Source organism: Neorhizobium tomejilense, assembly GCF_964254135.1.
Taxonomy (GTDB): Bacteria; Pseudomonadota; Alphaproteobacteria; order Rhizobiales; family Rhizobiaceae; genus Neorhizobium; species Neorhizobium tomejilense.
Genome location: NZ_CAXUSO020000001.1, coordinates 2,334,687 through 2,351,961 on the forward strand (window position 1 = coordinate 2,334,687; position 17,275 = coordinate 2,351,961).

The 17,275-nt window shown below is 60.8% G+C and carries 20 protein-coding genes and 1 tRNA gene; 9 read left to right on the forward strand and 12 right to left on the reverse strand.

Translation table 11 applies throughout. The features are described from left to right. Positions 1-48 precede the first annotated feature (48 nt). A complete protein-coding gene (locus ACSQ3G_RS11860; protein WP_046633800.1) occupies positions 49-399 on the reverse strand; it encodes an ArsR/SmtB family transcription factor in 351 nt (116 codons plus the stop codon). A 201-nt stretch (positions 400-600) separates the two neighbouring features. Here ACSQ3G_RS11860 and ACSQ3G_RS11865 point away from each other — a divergent pair, with 201 nt between their 5' ends. Next, positions 601-1,737, forward strand: a complete 1,137-nt coding sequence (locus ACSQ3G_RS11865) for an acyltransferase family protein (protein WP_436110175.1) — start codon at positions 601-603, stop codon at positions 1,735-1,737. A 247-nt stretch (positions 1,738-1,984) separates the two neighbouring features. Here ACSQ3G_RS11865 and ACSQ3G_RS11870 read toward each other — a convergent pair. Next, positions 1,985-2,060 (reverse strand) — tRNA-Ile (locus ACSQ3G_RS11870). A gap of 241 nt (positions 2,061-2,301) precedes the next feature. Between ACSQ3G_RS11870 and ACSQ3G_RS11875 the strand changes: the two genes are divergently transcribed. Beyond that, complete coding sequence (locus ACSQ3G_RS11875) at positions 2,302-3,051, forward strand: SIMPL domain-containing protein (protein WP_436110176.1); 750 nt, start codon at positions 2,302-2,304, stop codon at positions 3,049-3,051. A 166-nt stretch (positions 3,052-3,217) separates the two neighbouring features. Here ACSQ3G_RS11875 and ACSQ3G_RS11880 read toward each other — a convergent pair whose 3' ends face one another. The 6 genes from ACSQ3G_RS11880 to ACSQ3G_RS11905 form a co-directional block, all read right to left on the reverse strand. Beyond that, the gene (locus ACSQ3G_RS11880; RefSeq protein ID WP_436110177.1) at positions 3,218-3,574 is read right to left on the reverse strand and encodes a hypothetical protein; all 357 of its coding nucleotides are present in this window, start codon (positions 3,572-3,574) and stop codon (positions 3,218-3,220) included. A gap of 152 nt (positions 3,575-3,726) precedes the next feature. Next, on the reverse strand, positions 3,727-4,149 hold the full coding sequence (locus ACSQ3G_RS11885) for a secondary thiamine-phosphate synthase enzyme YjbQ (protein WP_436110178.1): 423 nt from the start codon (positions 4,147-4,149) through the stop codon (positions 3,727-3,729). An 81-nt stretch (positions 4,150-4,230) separates the two neighbouring features. Further along, positions 4,231-4,584, reverse strand: a complete 354-nt coding sequence (locus tag ACSQ3G_RS11890) for a DUF1428 domain-containing protein (RefSeq protein WP_436110179.1) — start codon at positions 4,582-4,584, stop codon at positions 4,231-4,233. A 148-nt stretch (positions 4,585-4,732) separates the two neighbouring features. After that, positions 4,733-5,131, reverse strand: coding sequence for a DUF427 domain-containing protein (locus ACSQ3G_RS11895; protein WP_436110180.1), 399 nt, complete (start codon positions 5,129-5,131; stop codon positions 4,733-4,735). Between the two features lie 115 nt (positions 5,132-5,246). After that, complete coding sequence (locus tag ACSQ3G_RS11900) at positions 5,247-6,287, reverse strand: zinc-dependent alcohol dehydrogenase family protein (protein ID WP_436110181.1); 1,041 nt, start codon at positions 6,285-6,287, stop codon at positions 5,247-5,249. 125 nt (positions 6,288-6,412) lie between these two features. Next, entirely contained in the window at positions 6,413-7,540 is a 1,128-nt protein-coding gene (locus tag ACSQ3G_RS11905) for a DUF930 domain-containing protein (RefSeq protein ID WP_436110182.1), read from the reverse strand. Between the two features lie 244 nt (positions 7,541-7,784). Between ACSQ3G_RS11905 and ACSQ3G_RS11910 the strand changes: the two genes are divergently transcribed. From ACSQ3G_RS11910 to ACSQ3G_RS11925, 4 genes are read left to right on the forward strand one after another with little or no spacing between them, the layout of a single operon-like run. Beyond that, entirely contained in the window at positions 7,785-8,270 is a 486-nt protein-coding gene (locus ACSQ3G_RS11910) for a TetR/AcrR family transcriptional regulator (protein WP_436110183.1), read from the forward strand. Between the two features lie 5 nt (positions 8,271-8,275). After that, on the forward strand, positions 8,276-8,620 hold the full coding sequence (locus ACSQ3G_RS11915; RefSeq protein WP_436110184.1) for a DMT family transporter: 345 nt from the start codon (positions 8,276-8,278) through the stop codon (positions 8,618-8,620). Positions 8,621-8,674: 54 nt separating this feature from the next. After that, entirely contained in the window at positions 8,675-8,917 is a 243-nt protein-coding gene (locus ACSQ3G_RS11920) for a type II toxin-antitoxin system Phd/YefM family antitoxin (protein ID WP_247138586.1), read from the forward strand. Then, positions 8,917-9,339 carry a type II toxin-antitoxin system VapC family toxin gene (locus ACSQ3G_RS11925; RefSeq protein WP_247039581.1) on the forward strand — a complete coding sequence of 141 codons (423 nt, stop codon included), beginning with the start codon at positions 8,917-8,919 and terminating at the stop codon, positions 9,337-9,339. Before ACSQ3G_RS11920 ends, ACSQ3G_RS11925 begins: the two co-directional genes overlap by 1 nt. Positions 9,340-9,398: 59 nt before the next feature. Here ACSQ3G_RS11925 and rpoD read toward each other — a convergent pair whose 3' ends face one another. From rpoD to dnaG, 3 genes are all read right to left on the reverse strand, one after another. After that, positions 9,399-11,462 carry an RNA polymerase sigma factor RpoD gene (gene rpoD, locus ACSQ3G_RS11930; RefSeq protein WP_046668753.1) on the reverse strand — a complete coding sequence of 688 codons (2,064 nt, stop codon included), beginning with the start codon at positions 11,460-11,462 and terminating at the stop codon, positions 9,399-9,401. Between the two features lie 415 nt (positions 11,463-11,877). Beyond that, positions 11,878-12,225 carry a GFA family protein gene (locus ACSQ3G_RS11935; protein WP_105400556.1) on the reverse strand — a complete coding sequence of 116 codons (348 nt, stop codon included), beginning with the start codon at positions 12,223-12,225 and terminating at the stop codon, positions 11,878-11,880. Between the two features lie 87 nt (positions 12,226-12,312). After that, positions 12,313-14,316 (reverse strand): DNA primase, encoded by a 2,004-nt coding sequence (gene dnaG / locus ACSQ3G_RS11940; RefSeq protein ID WP_436110185.1) that lies wholly within the window; start codon positions 14,314-14,316, stop codon positions 12,313-12,315. A 177-nt stretch (positions 14,317-14,493) separates the two neighbouring features. Between dnaG and ACSQ3G_RS11945 the strand changes: the two genes are divergently transcribed. Both ACSQ3G_RS11945 and ACSQ3G_RS11950 read left to right on the forward strand, forming a co-directional pair. After that, on the forward strand, positions 14,494-14,787 hold the full coding sequence (locus ACSQ3G_RS11945) for a BrnT family toxin (RefSeq protein ID WP_436110186.1): 294 nt from the start codon (positions 14,494-14,496) through the stop codon (positions 14,785-14,787). Continuing rightward, the gene (locus tag ACSQ3G_RS11950) at positions 14,750-15,082 is read left to right on the forward strand and encodes a BrnA antitoxin family protein (protein ID WP_436110187.1); all 333 of its coding nucleotides are present in this window, start codon (positions 14,750-14,752) and stop codon (positions 15,080-15,082) included. The genes ACSQ3G_RS11945 and ACSQ3G_RS11950 overlap by 38 nt, the downstream gene beginning before the upstream one ends. 122 nt (positions 15,083-15,204) lie before the next feature. Here ACSQ3G_RS11950 and ACSQ3G_RS11955 read toward each other — a convergent pair whose 3' ends face one another. Further along, positions 15,205-15,657, reverse strand: coding sequence for a GatB/YqeY domain-containing protein (locus tag ACSQ3G_RS11955; protein ID WP_105400554.1), 453 nt, complete (start codon positions 15,655-15,657; stop codon positions 15,205-15,207). Between the two features lie 326 nt (positions 15,658-15,983). Between ACSQ3G_RS11955 and carA the strand changes: the two genes are divergently transcribed. Next, positions 15,984-17,189, forward strand: a complete 1,206-nt coding sequence (gene carA, locus ACSQ3G_RS11960; protein ID WP_105438097.1) for a glutamine-hydrolyzing carbamoyl-phosphate synthase small subunit — start codon at positions 15,984-15,986, stop codon at positions 17,187-17,189. Positions 17,190-17,275 lie beyond the last annotated feature (86 nt).

Consider the following 17,275-nt stretch of genomic DNA (forward strand, 5'->3'; position numbering starts at 1 on the left):
TGCTCCGGACCGACCGCCAAGCACGATCGCACCGGCCGCTTCGAGCAGTCATGCCTTCACCGCAGCGGGAGCGCAGCAGGCGGCAACCTCCACGGCGGGAGCGCAAATTTCCGGATGGCCGGCGCAGCAGTCCTCCATCAGAAAGCGCACCAGATCGCCGAGGACCTCGATATTCGCCCTGTAGATGATCGAGCGCGATTCACGCTGCTGCAGGATCAGGCCCGAGTGTTCGAGCTCCTTGAGATGAAAAGAAATATTGGACGCCGACACCCCTGCCCGCTCGGCAATCAAACCTGCGGCCATGCCCTCGGGCCCGGCGACAACCAGCATCCGGACAATGTGCAGTCGCGTTTCTTGCGAGAGAGCACCGAAGGCGCCCAGAGCCTGCTGCTGATTCAACATTCATACAATCCTTGAAGTATTGAATCATGGATACTCCAGTGAGGCGGTGTTTGCAAGAGGACCACCGGTGGTGGCGTCCTGGCATAACCAAAATCCGCAAGTACCCTGTGATCTTAACTCTCACACTCGTTGGATCATCCGGTTGCTGTAATCGTCTAGATGGTGCACGAATACTGCATTTCGATCGGAGGCAACCTAATGACCGAAACTGCGCCAAACCGCATTGAGTGCCTGGATGGATTGCGAGGTATCGCGGCGCTATGGGTTTTGATAGGTCATGCGCACCTCTTGACCCGGTTCCGGGTGCCCTTAATCGGTGATCCGGACCTTGGCGTAGATCTCTTCATTGTCCTTTCTGGCTTCTTGATGGTGTTTCATTATCGGCTGCGGGAAGCGAAGGAACCATGGGAGCTACCATCCACGTGGCGAACATTTTGGTTGCGCCGCTTTTTTAGGATCGCGCCGCTCTATTACATCATGTTGATTTTTGCGATTGCCCTCGGCCCCGCGATCTACGAGGCGCGGGTAGTGATCGACGCTTACAACTCCGTTCCGGTGCAGCCGGCAGGGCGTTACCTCGATCAAAGCTTCTGGAATTGGGTGGCGCATCTGACATTCGCGTTCGGCACCATGCCGGGATATGCATATCGAACTGCGCTCCCTGATTGGAGTATCGGCCTCGAAATGCAGTTCTACCTCGTGCTTCCGTTTGTGATGCTCGTCATCAAACGTTTGAACCTCTTTGTGGGCATAGGTGCTGTTGTGCTCGCCGGCCTGGCTGCTGCGGTGATTTCCTATGCGCTTGGATATCGTTTCCCAATGCCTGCATTCTTGCCTTTGAAGATGCATGTCTTCGCGGTCGGAATTTTGATGGCAAGTGTTCTCGGCGCGGACGCGAAGCGTGTCTGGCTAGCCGCCGCTCTGTCGGCGGCGCTTATGTTGATCCCGATCGGCGGCGCAATGGGCACAATCCATCACGGTGCGCGGCTGGCGATTGTCGGAGTGTTCTTCCTTCTCCTTCATCACCGTGTGGTGTGGCAACCACTCAGGCCGCTGCTGTCGAAGATCAGTAGCTTGCTTGGGAACAGGTTCTTCCATCTGCTCGGCGAGCTCTCGTTTGGCGCCTACCTCGCCCACCTTCTCGTGATGCAACCAGTTATCGCGTATCTTATCGCGAACCATCCGATGTCAAACCCGGCCCGATGGGCTACCGCGCTGGCGATCACCGTGCCGGTCACATATCTGATTGCTGCGATTGGATACAGATGGATTGAGATTCCCGGTCAGGCGCTAGGTAAAGCCCTAACGCGCAAGCGCGCGATGGCAGCCGCCTAACCCACGAGATTCGCTAGATCCTACCCCATCATCGTTGGCGACAGGAGATTGATCCGACCGCGCTTTGAATATCAGCTGCGGTGATCGAAAGATCGATCTGGAACTCGATGATTCGAGCCCGCCTTCGAATAGCCTTTGAGGCTTCCGGGGAAATTTTTGAAATTCCGGATCCAGGTGAAAAAATCCGGAAGTAGCCGCCCGGCTGCATTGGCTAACCACCCCATAAGCCCTTGGAAATTCAATAGAATGGTGGGCCCGGAGGGACTCGAACCCCCAACCAAGCGGTTATGAGCCGCCGGCTCTAACCATTGAGCTACAGGCCCGCCGATCCGGCAGAAGTGGGGCGCAATGGTCCGCCGTCACTTCGAGGTCCGCTCTAACGCAATTCACGAGATGCTACAAGCCGTTGCCGCAATAGCTTCACAATCAACCGGCAGGTAGGCTCGTCTGGCGCGAACAGGCCGAGCCGATTCCCGTTTCGGCGGGTTCGCGCGGCAGACGGAACATGACGGGCGGGTCCGGGAACAGCATTCCCTCCGCCCTGACAGATCGGGGAGAACATCCATGCGCGTTGCGCTTTCGTCGTCACGTCTCGTCCTTGCAGCCGCATTCGCCGGTGCGGTCGCCGTCTCTTCCGCGGGCCAGGTCCTGGCCCAGGATATCCGCCCCCGCGAACCGGTCATCAATGTGCTCGGCGAGGGCCAGGCCTCGGTGGCGCCCGACATGGCCGTCCTGACGCTCTCGGTGGTTCGCAACGGCAAGACCGCGGAAGCCGCACTTTCGGCCAGCAGCGCCGCCATGAAGGACGTGCTTTCGGCCCTGAAGAGCGACGGCATCGCCGATCGCGATATTCAGACCAGCAATTTCTCGATCTATCCGCAATACCGCCATCCCGACCCGAAGGGTGGCGTCATCGAGCCGCCGCAGGTGATCGGTTATGAGGTCTCCAACACGCTCACCCTCAAGGTCCGCGATCTCCAAAAGCTCGGCGGTCTCATCGACCGCTCAGTGAAACTCGGCGTCAACCAGGGCGGTCAGATTACCTTCACCAACGACAAGCCTGACGACGTGATGACCGAGGCGCGCAAGAAGGCGGTTGCCGAGGCGCTCGCCAAGGCAAGGACGCTGACGGATGCGGCCGGCGTCAAGCTCGGCCGTATCCTGGAAATCAGCGAGAATTCCATGCGCCCCGCACCCCAGCCGATGATGCGCATGGCGATGGCCAAGGACATGGCGGCCGAAGCGGTTCCGGTCGCCGGCGGCGAAAACACCTATACGGTGACCGTCAACGTCACCTTTGCCCTCGAGCAGTAACTACGGGTTGTTGAGCAAAGCCGGACGCCCCCCCAATGGCGCCCGGCCCTCCCTCGCCCGCAAACAAGGCAAAAAATAAAACGCCCCCACCAGATCGTCAGACCTGGTGGGGGCGCTTGTCCTCCGTCAACGGGCGATGGAGACGGAAGGGTTCTTCGGGGTAAACCTAGCGGCGGATGACCGGGCAGCCGCGCTCGTTGGCGAACACGATGCGGTCGGGGCCGCGGCGGCCGAAACCGGCGACGATCACGACACGGCGGCCGGCATCCACGACGCGGGCGCGGCGCAGGCCCATCCGGCTTGCCTTTTCTTCCGCCAGCCAGGGAGAGCAACCGCGGGGGCCACGATCCGGACGCCAGTCACGATCACCGCCGCGATCCGGACGCCAATCGCGATCACGGTCGCGATACTGCACCTGGATAGCGAAGTCCGGGCCGGCGGCAGCAGCCGTCGGGGCCGTTGCGGAAAGGCCGGTGAGCGCGATGAGGGCGGCGACGCCGGCTTTGACGATCATGCTGGTCATAGAATGTTCTCCGAAATCCGGGCCAGGTTCTGCGGCCCAAGGTTGTTGCTCTCGCCTTTCCGAGCGATTGGCGCGACCCTAGCCCAAGGGGTCTGAACAACATCCTAACCGGTCATTCAGCCGGTATTCATCTGCCGCTCATCACCAAAAGATCATCGCGAAAGATGCAGCACGACCTGGCGGACGTGCGACTGGTCGCGATGTTCGAAGAGGTAGATGCCCTGCCAGGTGCCGAGCGCCAACCGTCCGTCCCGGACGGGAATGCCGAGCGAAACGGCCGTCAGCGCCGCCTTGATATGCGCCGGCATGTCGTCGTGGCCCTCGGTGGTGTGGGTGACCCAGCGCATCTCAGGATCGGTGGTCGGCGGCACCAGACGGGAGAAGAAGGTCTTCAGATCGCGGCGGACATCCGGATCGGCGTTTTCCTGGATGATCAGGGAGCAGGACGTATGACGGACGAACACGGTGAGCAGCCCCTCGCCCACCTGCGTGCGGCGCAAAAAGTCCTGCGCCGCATCGGTGAATTCATAGAGCCCCTGGCCGCTTGTGGAGATCGAAATCACGGTCTGGGGCATGGAGGGCTCCTTTATCAGCGAAGGCGCCGGCAGCAGAAATAGAAGTACCGGCAGGGAGACGGCACTCCTATCACCGGCCGGCTACAATGTCAGGAAGGGCTCGAACCCGCCGAAGATCATTCGTTTGCCGTCGAAGACCTGCGTCCACTCGTTTCCGGAAAACCGCTCGTCCTTCATCACCCTCGCATTGATTTCGTCCCGGCGGGCCCGGCTTTCATAGGTGATCCAGGAGAAGATGACGATCTCGTCCTCCTTGGCCTGCACCGCCCGCGGAAATGAGGTGAGCTCTCCGTAGGGCACGTCGTCGCCCAAGCATTCCACATAGGACAACGCGCCGTTTTCCATCCACACGGAGCCGGCAAGGCGCGCCATGTCCTTGTAGCGTTCGAGATTGGCTTTGGGCACGGCAAGAATAAACCCGTCGACATAGGGCATGATTTTCCTCCTTGGTTGGGTCGCACCCCAAGGACGTGGGAGGGAAAGCAAAGCCGACAAGGGCACCGGCTTTTTCTTTACCCTCCAGGGCTTTCACCCGCAAAGCTCCGAAGGGCGGCACGCGCACGCTTGGCCGCCCGTCCTCCTGTCAGAACTGACCCGCTTCAGGCGCGCCAAACTCCTCGATGGAATCGACCCGGTCGGGATAGAAGGCGACATGTTCCTTGATCCCGGAGACGGCTTCGTAAGGGTTTTCGTAGGACCAGACGGCATTCTTCGAACGCTCGCCGCCAACCGGAATGCTGAAATAGGAGGCCTCTCCCTTATACGGGCAATAGCTCTGGTGGTCGGTCCGCTCGAGGAGCGACATATCCACATCCTTGCGCGGGATATAGTGGACCGGCGGATAGGAGGACTCGCGCAGCGTGAGCGAATTAACGCTGTCGGCGATCACCTTGTCGCCAAGCTTCACCACCACCCGCGCCGGATTGTGCGCAACGGTAATCGGGTGATCCGGCCCTGGAATTTTCTGTGCCCTGACATTCATGGTTCGTCCTTTCGGGTTCGACGCATGCCCCCGATATAGGGCGCCCCGAAACGCCACCAAGCGGCCGAAGTGGAATGCTCCGGCCATTGACGGCGAACAATCGCCGCGTCACCCGTCAGAACGTGGTGATCACGCTGATGCCGGGTGTTTCGGATCTGTCGAGCGTCATCAGCCCCGGCACCGCTTCTTCGAGGCTGATCCGCTTGGCGATCAGCTGCTGCGGCTTCATCTTGCCGGCCCTCAGCATGGCGAGCATGGCGTCGTAGCGCCAGGCCTGCATGCCGTGGCTGCCATAGATTTCCAACTCGTGGCCGATCACCTGCGCCATCGGGATCGAGGGCGTGGCGTGCTCGCCGAGCATCAGCCCGACCTGCACATGCCGGCCGCGGCGGCGGAGATTCTTGATCGAATTGAAGCAGGTGACCGGATGGCCGAGCGCGTCGATCGACACATGCGCGCCACCCCCGGTGATCTCGCGAACCGCCTCGACGACATCGGCAACCGTGCTCGCATTGATGGTTGCGACCGCGCCGCATTGGCGGGCGAACGCCAGCTTGTCATCGGAGAGATCGATGCCGATCGCGTTCGCTCCAAGCGCCGTGGCGATCATGATCGCCGACAGGCCGACGCCGCCGCAGCCATGCACCGCGACCCAGTCGCCAGGCCCGGTGCGGGCCTGGTCGGCAACCGCTCGAAAAGAGGTCGCGAACCGGCAGCCGAGGCTCGCCGCCGTCGCGTCGTCGATCTCTTCGGGCAGGTGCACGAGGTTTGTATCGGCATAGTCGATCGCCACATATTCGGCGAACGAACCCCAATGGGTAAAGCCCGGCTGGAACTGGTTGGGGCAGACCTGCTGGTTGCCGGAATGGCATTCCGAACAATGGCCGCAGCCGGACACGAACGGCACCGTCACCCGATCGCCGATCTTGAAACGCATGACGCCCTTGCCGGTCGCCACCACCTTGCCGGCCAGTTCATGGCCCGGCACATGCGGCAGGCGGATATCCGGGTCATGCCCCATCCAGCCATGCCAGTCGCTGCGGCAGAGCCCACTCGCGCCGACCTTGACCACGACGCCGTCAAATGTCGGCTCCGGATCGGGAACATTGCGGATTTCCGGCGCCTTTTCAAAGGCATCGTAGAACATGGCTTTCATGGCAGGCCTCATCTTGAATGTGGCCGCAGCATAGTCGACGCGGCTTGCGGGTCAATCAACCCAAGCGGCGCCTTTTGCGATACCTGCGTCGACTACGTCACGACTAGGCGTGCGGAGGAGACTTCTTACAATTCTGGAAAGCCACGCTTGCGCCACTCACTTTGCGGCACTGGCGCACCGATATCGAATGCAAAGGACACGATCTTGGTTGCGTTGTCGTCGACCTCGCAGCGGAAACTCAGGTCGTACCACTGCGCATTGGCCCGGAACGCACCCCGCCTGACTTCGAGGACAGTGCCGCTCGGCAGACGATAGGCCGGCAGCATTTCCGGTCTGTAGGATTGAGCGGAATGTCGCAGCTGCTCGCGAAGTTCCGTCGCGCAGAGCTGGCCGGCGCGCACCCCTCGCGGCACATCGCCCATCGCCGTCGTGGCAATAGCATCGCCCGTTTCGCTCTGCGAAAACAGCGTCTTCGCCTCGGTCAGTTCGACCGGCTTGCCGGGGGTCGGCGTCTTGGACGGGTCGCTCTTGGGCGACGCGGTTGGCGGCGCCGTCACGATCTCGGTCTTGGTCGCATCCGGCGAGGTGCCGGCAATGGGACCGTTCTGCAATCCGTTGGCTGCCGCAATGCCGACCTCAGGCAGATGGATATCGTCCGGCACCGGATTGGCCGGTGGTGCCTCCACGACGTTAGGTGCTTCCTTTGCCTGCTTTACCGGTTCGTCGGATTTCGCATCCGCCTTGCTCTCGGCCGGCGGATTGGTCGTTTCCTTCGATGCATTACCGGTCAGAGATTTCTTCGGCCCGGCATCCTTCTCACCGAATTCAACGACGGGGCGCAGAACCGGCAAAGGCTGCTTCTTGGCCTCCTCGGCGGGCTTTTCCTCAGGCGTCGGCGGAGGCGGCGGTGGCTCCTGCTTTTTCGCCTCCTCCTGCTTTGGCGGCGGGGGCGGCGGGGGTGGAGGCTCCGCCTTCTTAGCCTCTTCCTGTTTTGCAGGTTCCGGAGGTTTCTTCTCCTCCGGTTTCGCCTCCTCGGCCTTCTTTTCCTCGGGCTTCTTCTTCTCTTCCGGTTTCTTCTCGGGCTCTTCCGGCGGAGGCACGATTTCGACCTGGACGGTCTCCTCCTTCTGCGGCTCGGAAGAATCGGCCGGCAGATGCAAGAACAGGGCCGCCACGAAAACGACATGCACCAGGATGGAGGCAGGAATGCCCCATCTTATGTCGCCGCGCGGCTTTCCAGATAAATCCGTCATGGCAGCGGATGTAAGATGGAAAGCCGGCCGGATCGAGTCCCCCGAGTGATCAAAACAACGCAAAATCCAGCTTTCCGGGAGCGAGTTGCGCTGCCGCCCCTCTCCCCATGGGATTTGGAAGGAATTTGCCGTTGCAAACAAACCGACCATACGGTATGTTTAATTCATGTCGAAAGCTCACAGACGCGAAAAACAGCCCGAACAAGTGCGGCGATCTCTTCTGGATCATGCCGCCCGATGCGCCGTGGACGAAGGTCTCGGCAGCCTGACCCTGCAGGCGGTCGCCGACGCTGCCTCCGTCACCAAGGGTGGGTTGCTGCACCATTTCCCGAGCAAACAGGCGCTGATCGAAGCCGTCTTCGAAGACCTGCTCGGCAAGCTCGATATGGAGATCGACCGGCTGATGAGCGAGGATGAAATCGACCGGGGCCGGTTCACGCGCGCCTATGTCGACGCCTTTTTCCAGGTGACCAGCGACGGACCTGAAAGCCCCTGGGCGGCGCTGTCGATCTCCTGCATGACCGATCCGCGGCTCAGGCAAATCTGGTCGGAATGGATGCGCGATCGGCTCGCGCAACATGCGCAGACCGACAGTCATCCGGCCTTCAAGCTCGCGCGTTACGCGGCCGACGGCATCTGGCTTGCCAATCTCATGGAGGCGGACGGTTTACCGGCAAAAGAACTCGCCGAACTCCGCGACCGGCTGCATAACCTCACGAAACAAGAGTAACGAAAATGAACCCGGCAATCCTCACCTACGGCTCGCTCGCCGGCGCAATCGTGCTGGAAGTCATCGGCACGACCTTCCTGCAGCAGAGCCAACAGTTCACCCGCGTATTGCCGACCATTCTGATGGGGCTGTGTTATGCGACCGCCTTCTATCTCCTGTCGATCGCCTTGCGCACCCTGCCGGTCGGCATCGCCTACGCGATCTGGAGCGGCCTCGGCATCGTGCTGATCTCGGCCGTCGGCCTGATCCTGTTCCGCCAGACCCTCGACACCGCCGCCATCATCGGCCTCGGCCTGATCATCTCCGGCGTCGTGGTGGTCAACGTGTTTTCGAGCTCGGTCGGGCATTGATTGCGGAAACGACGCTTCGGACGTATATTTGCAGGGATTGATCAGGAGATCACCATGACTGCGATCACTCTGGCGGAAGCAAAAGAAAAACTCGGCGAATTGATTGACCGCGTCGCCCAAGGCGAAACGGTTGAGATTACACGCGATGGTCAGCCTGTCGCGCAGCTGGCGCCACCGCGGTCGAAAAAGCAGCCAATCGACTTCGAGATGCTCAAGGCGATACGGGAGAAAATGCCTCCGCAAAGTGAAGACGCCGGAACATTCATGCGACGTTTCAGGGACGACGAGCGCTACTGATGTTCTACATCGATACATCAGCCCTGATTGCTTTGCTGGTGGGAGAGACATCCGTCGAAAGAGTGCTCGACTGGTTTGTGAAGAACGGAGACCGGCGAACTCTCGTCAGCGAGTGGACAATCACCGAGTTTTCGTCCGCACTCTCGGTGAAAGCGAGACACGAACGAATGCCCCAGGAACTGCGGCAACTGGCACTGGCGGGGTTCAATCGCATGGCCTCTCAATCCCTCGAAATACTCCCGATATTCTCTCGCCATTTCGTCGCGGCCGCGCGGCTCGCCGACGATATCGACGTTGGCCTCCGCTCGGGCGACGCACTGCATCTCGCCGTCGCAATGGAAGCCGGCGCGGAAATCGTTACGCTGGACAAGCGGTTCGCTTCCGCGGCAAACGCCCTCGGCGGGCGCAGCATCCTCCTGTAACGGAAAAACCCGGCCTACTCTCGCAAACCGGGTCTCTGATTTTCCAACCGCTGAAACCGTCAGCTGTCCAGGAAGCTCCGCAGCTTGCGGCTGCGGCTCGGATGCTTCAGCTTGCGCAGCGCCTTCGCTTCGATCTGGCGGATACGTTCGCGGGTAACCGAGAACTGCTGCCCGACTTCTTCGAGCGTGTGGTCGGTGTTCATGCCGATGCCGAAGCGCATGCGCAGCACGCGTTCTTCACGCGGCGTGAGCGAGGCGAGGACGCGGGTCGTCGTTTCGCGCAGGTTCGCCTGAATGGCCGCATCGATCGGCAGAAGCGCGTTCTTGTCCTCGATGAAATCACCGAGATGCGAATCCTCTTCGTCACCCACGGGGGTTTCGAGGCTGATCGGCTCCTTGGCGATCTTCAGGACCTTGCGGACCTTTTCGAGCGGCATGGCGAGCTTTTCGGCCAGTTCTTCCGGGGTCGGCTCGCGGCCGATCTCGTGCAGCATCTGGCGCGATGTGCGGACGATCTTGTTGATCGTCTCGATCATGTGCACCGGAATGCGGATCGTGCGGGCCTGGTCGGCGATCGAACGGGTGATCGCCTGCCGAATCCACCATGTGGCATAGGTCGAGAACTTGTAACCGCGGCGGTATTCGAACTTGTCGACCGCCTTCATCAGGCCGATATTGCCTTCCTGAATGAGGTCGAGGAACTGCAGTCCGCGGTTCGTGTACTTCTTGGCGATCGAGATGACGAGACGAAGGTTCGCTTCGACCATTTCCTTCTTGGCGATGCGGGCTTCGCGCTCGCCCTTCTGGACCATCGAGACGATCCGGCGGAATTCGGCGATCGAGATGCCGGTTTCCGTCGCGAGATTCTGAATCTCCTGACGGATGTCGCGGATCGTCGTGTTCTCGGCACGCGCGAACTCCTTCCAGCCGCGGGCGGCCAGATTGGCGATCGACTTCATCCAGTTCGGATCGAGCTCGGCACCCTGGTACTGTTCGAGGAAACTATCACGCTTGACGCCGTAGGATTCGGCGAGGCGCAACAGGCGGCCCTCGTTCTGCATCAGGCGCTTGGAGATGTCGTAGAGCTGCTCGACCAGAGAATCGACACGGTTCTGGTTGAGCGACAGCGACTTCACCGCGGTGATCAGCTCGTCCTTGAGTTCCTTGTAGCGGCGCTCCTGGGCGGACGACAGCGTACCGGTTGCCGCCAGACGCTGCTCGACCTGCTGGTCCTGCAGCTTGCGCAGCTTCTTGTAGGTGTCGGCGATCGTGTCGAGCGTTTCCATGACCTGCGGACGCAGCTCGGCTTCCATCGCGGCGAGAGACAGGCTCGACTCGTCGTCGTCCTCTTCCTCCTCCTCGAGGTTCATGCCATCGCCGCCGACAGCGGTAATGTCGTCGTCATTGGCAGCGGAGAAGCGAGCCTTCCGGGTCTTTTCCTTCTCCTCGGCGGCCTTGCGGTCGGCCTCGATCTTTTCCGGGCTCTGGAACTGCGGCGCTGCCTTGGCTTCGGGACCCGAATAGGTCGTTTCGAGATCGATGATCTCGCGAAGCAGGGTGGTGCCTTCGTTCAGTTCGTCACGCCAGATGATCAGCGCCTGGAAGGTCAGCGGGCTCTCACAGAGCCCGGCGATCATCGTTTCGCGGCCGGCTTCGATGCGCTTGGCGATCGCGATTTCGCCTTCGCGCGAAAGAAGCTCGACGGAGCCCATTTCGCGCAGATACATGCGCACCGGGTCGTCGGTACGGTCGGTCGGCTCTTTCTTCTTCGCGGTCGCGAGCGCAGTGCTGGAGGTGGTGGCGATTTCGCCGCCTTCACTCTCATTGTCGTCGCTGTCGCCGTCAGCGTCATCGTCGCTGGCGGTGGTTTCTTCCGCCTCTTCGTCTTCGACGACGTTGATGCCCATGTCCGACAGCATCGCCATCGTGTCTTCGATCTGCTCGGAGGTGACTTCCTCCGACGGCAGCACCGAGTTCAACTCGTCCATGGTGACATAGCCGCGCTTCTTTGCGGCTTTGATCATCTTCTTGACGGCGTCGTCAGAAAGGTCGAGAAGCGGACCGTCGTGCGAGCCTTCGCGTTCGTTCTCTGCTTCTTCGTTTTCTTTGACTTTTGTTGCCATGTATTTCGTCGCTTTCCCTGAACGCTACTTTCGCCGCGCTTCGTGGCCACCGGCTGAAGACGGGTTTGACCGCCTCTGCCGCGAATCACTGTCCAACACGTAACGGAATGACCTTTAATTCCCGATTACCATTCGGCGGCCGTTTTTGACTCAGGACCGTCCTACTAGAGGATCACCGGTCATGTTCGGTGCTATTGACCCACTCCGCCTATTTTGCCTGAAATGGTGATTCCCACAAATTAACGTTCCGTCAAGCTTTTCCATAGGTCATACCCAGGAAAAGTCGAAAATATGCCCTTTGAGGGGGTCTAATAGGGGTACGCTCACCAGATTTAACCGATATGTAGGCGGTAGGCCCTGAAAGACAAGGGTTTGCCTAGACATAAAGGCTTATGCTTTTGGTCCGGCATATTCCCTAGCGGGAAGCGCCGTCATACTGGGTTACCGTCAATGTAGCAATGTCGATTTCCGGCACGCATCTCAGATTGATCGCCGCCATCTCCGCGCCATTCGGCATCGTCGCCTCGCTGAACGGCGCGACACCGCAACTGGCGCAGAAGTAGTGCGTGATCACATGCTTGTTGAACTGATAGGAGGAAAGGTTCTCCCGCGGGGTCGCGAGCCGGAACTGGCTGCGTGGGACGAAAGCCAGCAACACGCCCTTTCGCCGGCAGAAGGAACAGTTGCATTCCATCGCGGTGCCGAACTCGCCCTCCGCCTCGAAGGCTATCTTGCCGCAATGACAACTTCCCGAAATCTGCATCAAGCTCCCCACTCAGCCGACTCAACGCCGATACAATAGGGCCGCGCCATCATTGGGCAAGGGCCGGATTTCCAAGCAGCATGTTCCTCAGCCGTGGCTGACGGCGGCCCCCTTCACCCGACCGGAAAGCACCCCGAACCCGTCGATGATCGCTTCCTGGTTTTCCATCCGGAGAATTTCGAGCTGGACTTCGGAGAGCGCCCGCAGCAGCGGCTCGATCTCACCCGCATCGCCCGCTTCGGTCGTTTCGGCGATTTCCCGCTCCAGTTCGATTTTCTGGAGCCTGAGCGCCTTGGTGCGCTTATGCAGCGACAACGCCTGCCGATAGCCTTCACGCGCATCTTCCAGCGCGGCGATCTCGGTCGCAGTCCAGAGCCGCGCGTTGCGCACCTGCTGGTCCAGGGATTTCAACATTACGTCGAACCCCTCGCCCGCAAGCCTCTGCATCAGGTATTCACGCGAGAGGCTGGCGCCCGCTGTCGCGGCTGCCGGCAACATCGCCGACCAGAAGCGCTGCAGGTCGCGGTTCTCGAAATCGATCGCGGCGATCTCGTCATATTCCTCCAGCAGAAGCTGGGGATGGTTGACGATGGTGAGCGCCAGCACGCTTTCCCGCAGTGCTGGCAGGTCGCGGTAACCGCGCACAAGGCCGGAGCGCGCGAGCCGGTCCGAAACGCCGGCAGCCCGTCCAGCGGCACGCGGTCCCTGCGGTGGGCCGCCCTGGCCTGGCCTGCCACTGCCCGAACCGCGCTGAAAATTCTGGCGCCGGTCGCCCCCGCCCCGTGGCGCCGGCGCGAAAAAGCTGTTCAGCCGGTCGCGGATGGCCTGCTGATAATGGCGGCGCACGTTTTCGTCGGCGATGACGGAAACGATCTGCTTCAGCCGCGCCTCCAGCTCGGCGCGTTTTTCCGGCGTATCGAAACTTGCCGACGACGCCTCGCGCTGCCAGATCATCTCCACCAGCGGCCTTGCTTCGTTGAGCACCTTGTCGAACGGCGCGCGGCCCTCATGGCGGACGAGATCGTCCGGATCCTTGCCGTCGGGAAGCAGCGCGAAACGCACCGACCTTCCGGGCTTCAGGAACGGAAGCGCCAGATCGGCGGCACGGCTTGCGGCCCTGAGGCCCGCGCCGTCGCCGTCGAAGCAGAGCACCGGCTGCGAGGTCATCCGCCAAAGAAGCTCGAGCTGGTTTTCGGTGAGCGCGGTGCCGAGCGGCGCCACGGCATTCTCGACGCCCGCCTGATGCAGCGCGATGACATCCATGTAGCCTTCGACGGCGATGATCGTGCCCTCGCCCTGCCCCGGCTTGCCGACACCTTGAGCCCGCCTGGCGCGCGAAAAATTGTAGAGCACCTGCCCCTTGTGGAAGAGCTCGGTCTCGTTGGAGTTCAGGTATTTCGCCGGTGCGTCCGGCGCCATTGCACGGCCGCCGAACGCGATCACCTTTTCCCGCGACGACAGGATCGGAAACATGATGCGGTCGCGAAAGCGGTCGTAGGAGACCGCGATCCCCTCCCCGTGCACCACCAGCCCGCAGGCCTCGATCTGGTCCTTGGGCACGCCTTTGCCCGCGAGATGTTCCTTCAGCGCATTGCGGCTTTCCGGCGCATAGCCGAGACGGAAGGTCTCGATCGTGCGGCCCGTCAGCCCGCGGTCGCGCAGGTAAGCGCGCGCCTTGGCCCCGACGGCGCTCTGGAGCTGGTCCTGGAAAAACTGCGTCGCCAGCTCCATGACGTCGAGCAGCGTCGTGCGTTCCTTCTCGCGCTTCTCAGCCTGCGGGTCCGGCTGCGGCATGGCGATGCCGGCCATGTCGGCCACCGTCTGGACGGCTTCCGGAAAACTCTGCCCTTCGAGTTCGGTCAGGAACCGGAAATGGTCGCCCGTCACACCACAGCCGAAGCAGTGGTATCGGCCCTTGCGGTCCTCGCAATGGAAGCTCGGGCTCTTTTCGCCATGGAAGGGGCAGCAGGCCCAATAGTCGCCGCGCGACACATTGGTCTTCTTGCGATCCCACGTCACCCGACGGCCAACGACGGCCGATATCGGCACGCGGTCGCGGATCTCGTCGAGAAAACTGTTGGAAAAGCGCATTTCTACCTCTGTCTTGGCTCTCCCATATAAGCACGGGTGGGAAGGAACGCTACCATCAAGACAAACGCTGCCCGCTATTCACAGGCTTGACCAATTTCGCACGTCTGTATATACATATTGCCCATACACATGGCGCACGACGTGCCTGAAGGCAACTGAAGTCTTTTAGGCACCGCGATGATTCATGAGCAAGAGCCGCTCTCCATCTTCGATTGGAATGAGGAGAAGCGGAGAACCAATCTTGAAAAGCACCAGATCGATTTCGAAGATGCGGTATTCGCCCTCCAAGAGCCCCGTCTGGAATTTCGCTCGGATCGAAATGGAGAAGTCCGCACCCTTGCGATTTGTCCCGACACAAAACGCCTCATCGCAATCGTCTACACGATGAGAGGCGAAAAGTGCCGGATCATCTCAGCACGAGCGGCCAGGAAGAATGAGCAAACACTCTATTACGACCGTTACCCTCGATGAGCTTCGCCTGAAGCGCGCACGTGGTGAGAAAAGCGAGACCGACTGGGCGCGTGTCGACGCCATGACCGACGAGGATATCGACCGGGCGATCGCGGATGATCCTGATTGGGCGGAGTTCAAGGATATCGACTGGTCCAAGGCGACGCTTGTCGTGCCGAAGCCCAAGAAGTCCATCTCCCTTCGTGTCGATGAGGACGTCATCGATTTCTTCAAGTCGACAGGCAAAGGCTACCAGACACGCATCAACGCGGTGCTCAGACACTACATGCGCGAACAGAAGCGCCGTAACAAATAGAACCGTACCATCTCGCCTGCGGCAAGTCCGCAACACAGCAAAGCGAGATCCGGAAAAACAAAAAGGCGGGAATCCGATGATCGGATTCCCGCCTTTCGTGTACCGGTCTTGAAAAGGGCAGCTTACTTCAGAAGATCCTTCACCAGGCCTGAAGCCTTGGCGAAGTCCATCTGGCCCGGGTGCTTTTCCTTCAGCACGCCCATGACCTTGCCCATGTCGCGCAAGCCCTGCGCGCTGGTCTCGCTGATCGCGGCCTGGCAGAATTCGCGGACTTTCTCTTCGGAAAGCTGCTCCGGCATGAACCCCTTGATGACGTCGATTTCCTCGCGCTCCTGCGTCGCAAGTTCGGCGCGTCCGGCATCCTGGTAGATCTTTGCCGATTCCTCGCGCTGCTTCACCATCTTCTGCAGGATCTGCAGGATGTCGTCGTCGCTGACGGGGTCCTTGCCGAGACCGCGATTGGCGATGTCGCGATCCTTGATCGCGGTCTGGATCAGCCGCACGGTCGAAAGCCGGCGGGTGTCCTTGGCCTTCATGGATTCCTTGAGCGCATCGGAAAGCTTGTCGCGCATCATCTTTTTTTCTCCTTGGGAAAAAGCCGGCCGCAGGCATGGTGAATTGTGGCTTTTCCTTGGCATTCACACCGTTGTCATAGACGACAGGTCCGGGCCGATCAAATCAAATCACCCAAACCGTTGAATCCCATAGGCTATAATCCTCGTGGAATTCTTGAGCGGCGAGATTGACCACCTCGTCCGCTTTGTCTATTTTCCGGCACCTGCACGAGATTTAGAGGTTTGGGCTTGCGCCGGGATTTCCGCGCGCCCGTCTCTCACGACCATAGATGGCCCTCGCAGCCTGTCTCTTCAAGGGACGGGACCGGTGAGGCAGAAGGATGGATATGACCGCGACCGCCCCCTGGACAATCAAGAAACCCACCGCATTGCTCGTTCTGGCCGACGGCACCGTGATCGAAGGAACCGGCATCGGCGCGACCGGCAAGGTACCGGCCGAGGTGGTGTTCAACACCGCGCTGACCGGCTACCAGGAAATCCTGACCGACCCCTCCTATCTCGGCCAGATCGTCACCTTCACCTTCCCGCATATCGGCAACATCGGCACCAACGAGGAAGACGTCGAGGACCTGACGCCGGCAGCAAGGCGCGGCGCGGTCGGCACGATCTTCAAGGCCGACATCACCGAGCCCTCCAACTATCGCGCCGGCAAGGATCTCGACGGTTGGCTGAAGGCCCGCGGCATCATCGGCCTGTCCGGCATCGACACCCGCGCGCTGACCGCCTGGATCCGCCAAAATGGCGCTCCGAACGCCGTCATCGCCCATGATCCGAACGGCGTCTTCGACATCGAGGCCCTGAAGGCCGAAGCTCGGGCCTGGAGCGGCCTCGAAGGCCTCGACCTCGCCAAGGAGGCGACATCCGGCCAGTCCTCGCCGTGGAGCCAGAAACCCTGGGTCTGGAACGAAGGTTACGGCGAACTGCAGCCGGAAGACGCGAAATACCATATCGTCTGTGTCGACTACGGCGTAAAGCGCAACATCCTGCGCCTTTTTGCCGGCCTCGACTGCAAGGTGACGGTGGTCCCCGCCCAGACCTCGGCGGAAGACATCATGGCGCTGAAGCCGGATGGCATCTTCCTGTCGAACGGCCCGGGCGACCCGGCCGCGACCGGCGAATATGCCGTGCCGGTCATCAGGGACGTCATCAAGACGGATATTCCGACCTTCGGCATCTGCCTCGGCCACCAGATGCTCGGCCTGGCGCTCGGCGCCAAGACCGAGAAGATGCACCAGGGCCATCACGGCGCCAACCATCCGGTCAAGGATCACACGACCGGCAAGGTGGAGATCGTCTCGATGAACCACGGCTTCGCGGTCGATTCGAAGTCTCTGCCGCAAGGCGTTGAGGAGACTCATATTTCGCTCTTCGACGGCAGCAATTGCGGCCTGCGCGTCACCGGCAAGCAGGTCTTTTCGGTCCAGCATCACCCGGAAGCCTCGCCCGGCCCGCAGGACAGCCACTACCTCTTCCGTCGCTTCATCAACATGGTGCGCGAGAAGAAGGGCGAACCTGCCCTCGCGGAACGCTGATTTCGGCGCTCTTAAAAAATCCAGAGCCCCCTATTGACCTCAACTTTGGTTGAGGTCCCATAAAACCCCTGTTCATCTCGAGCAGG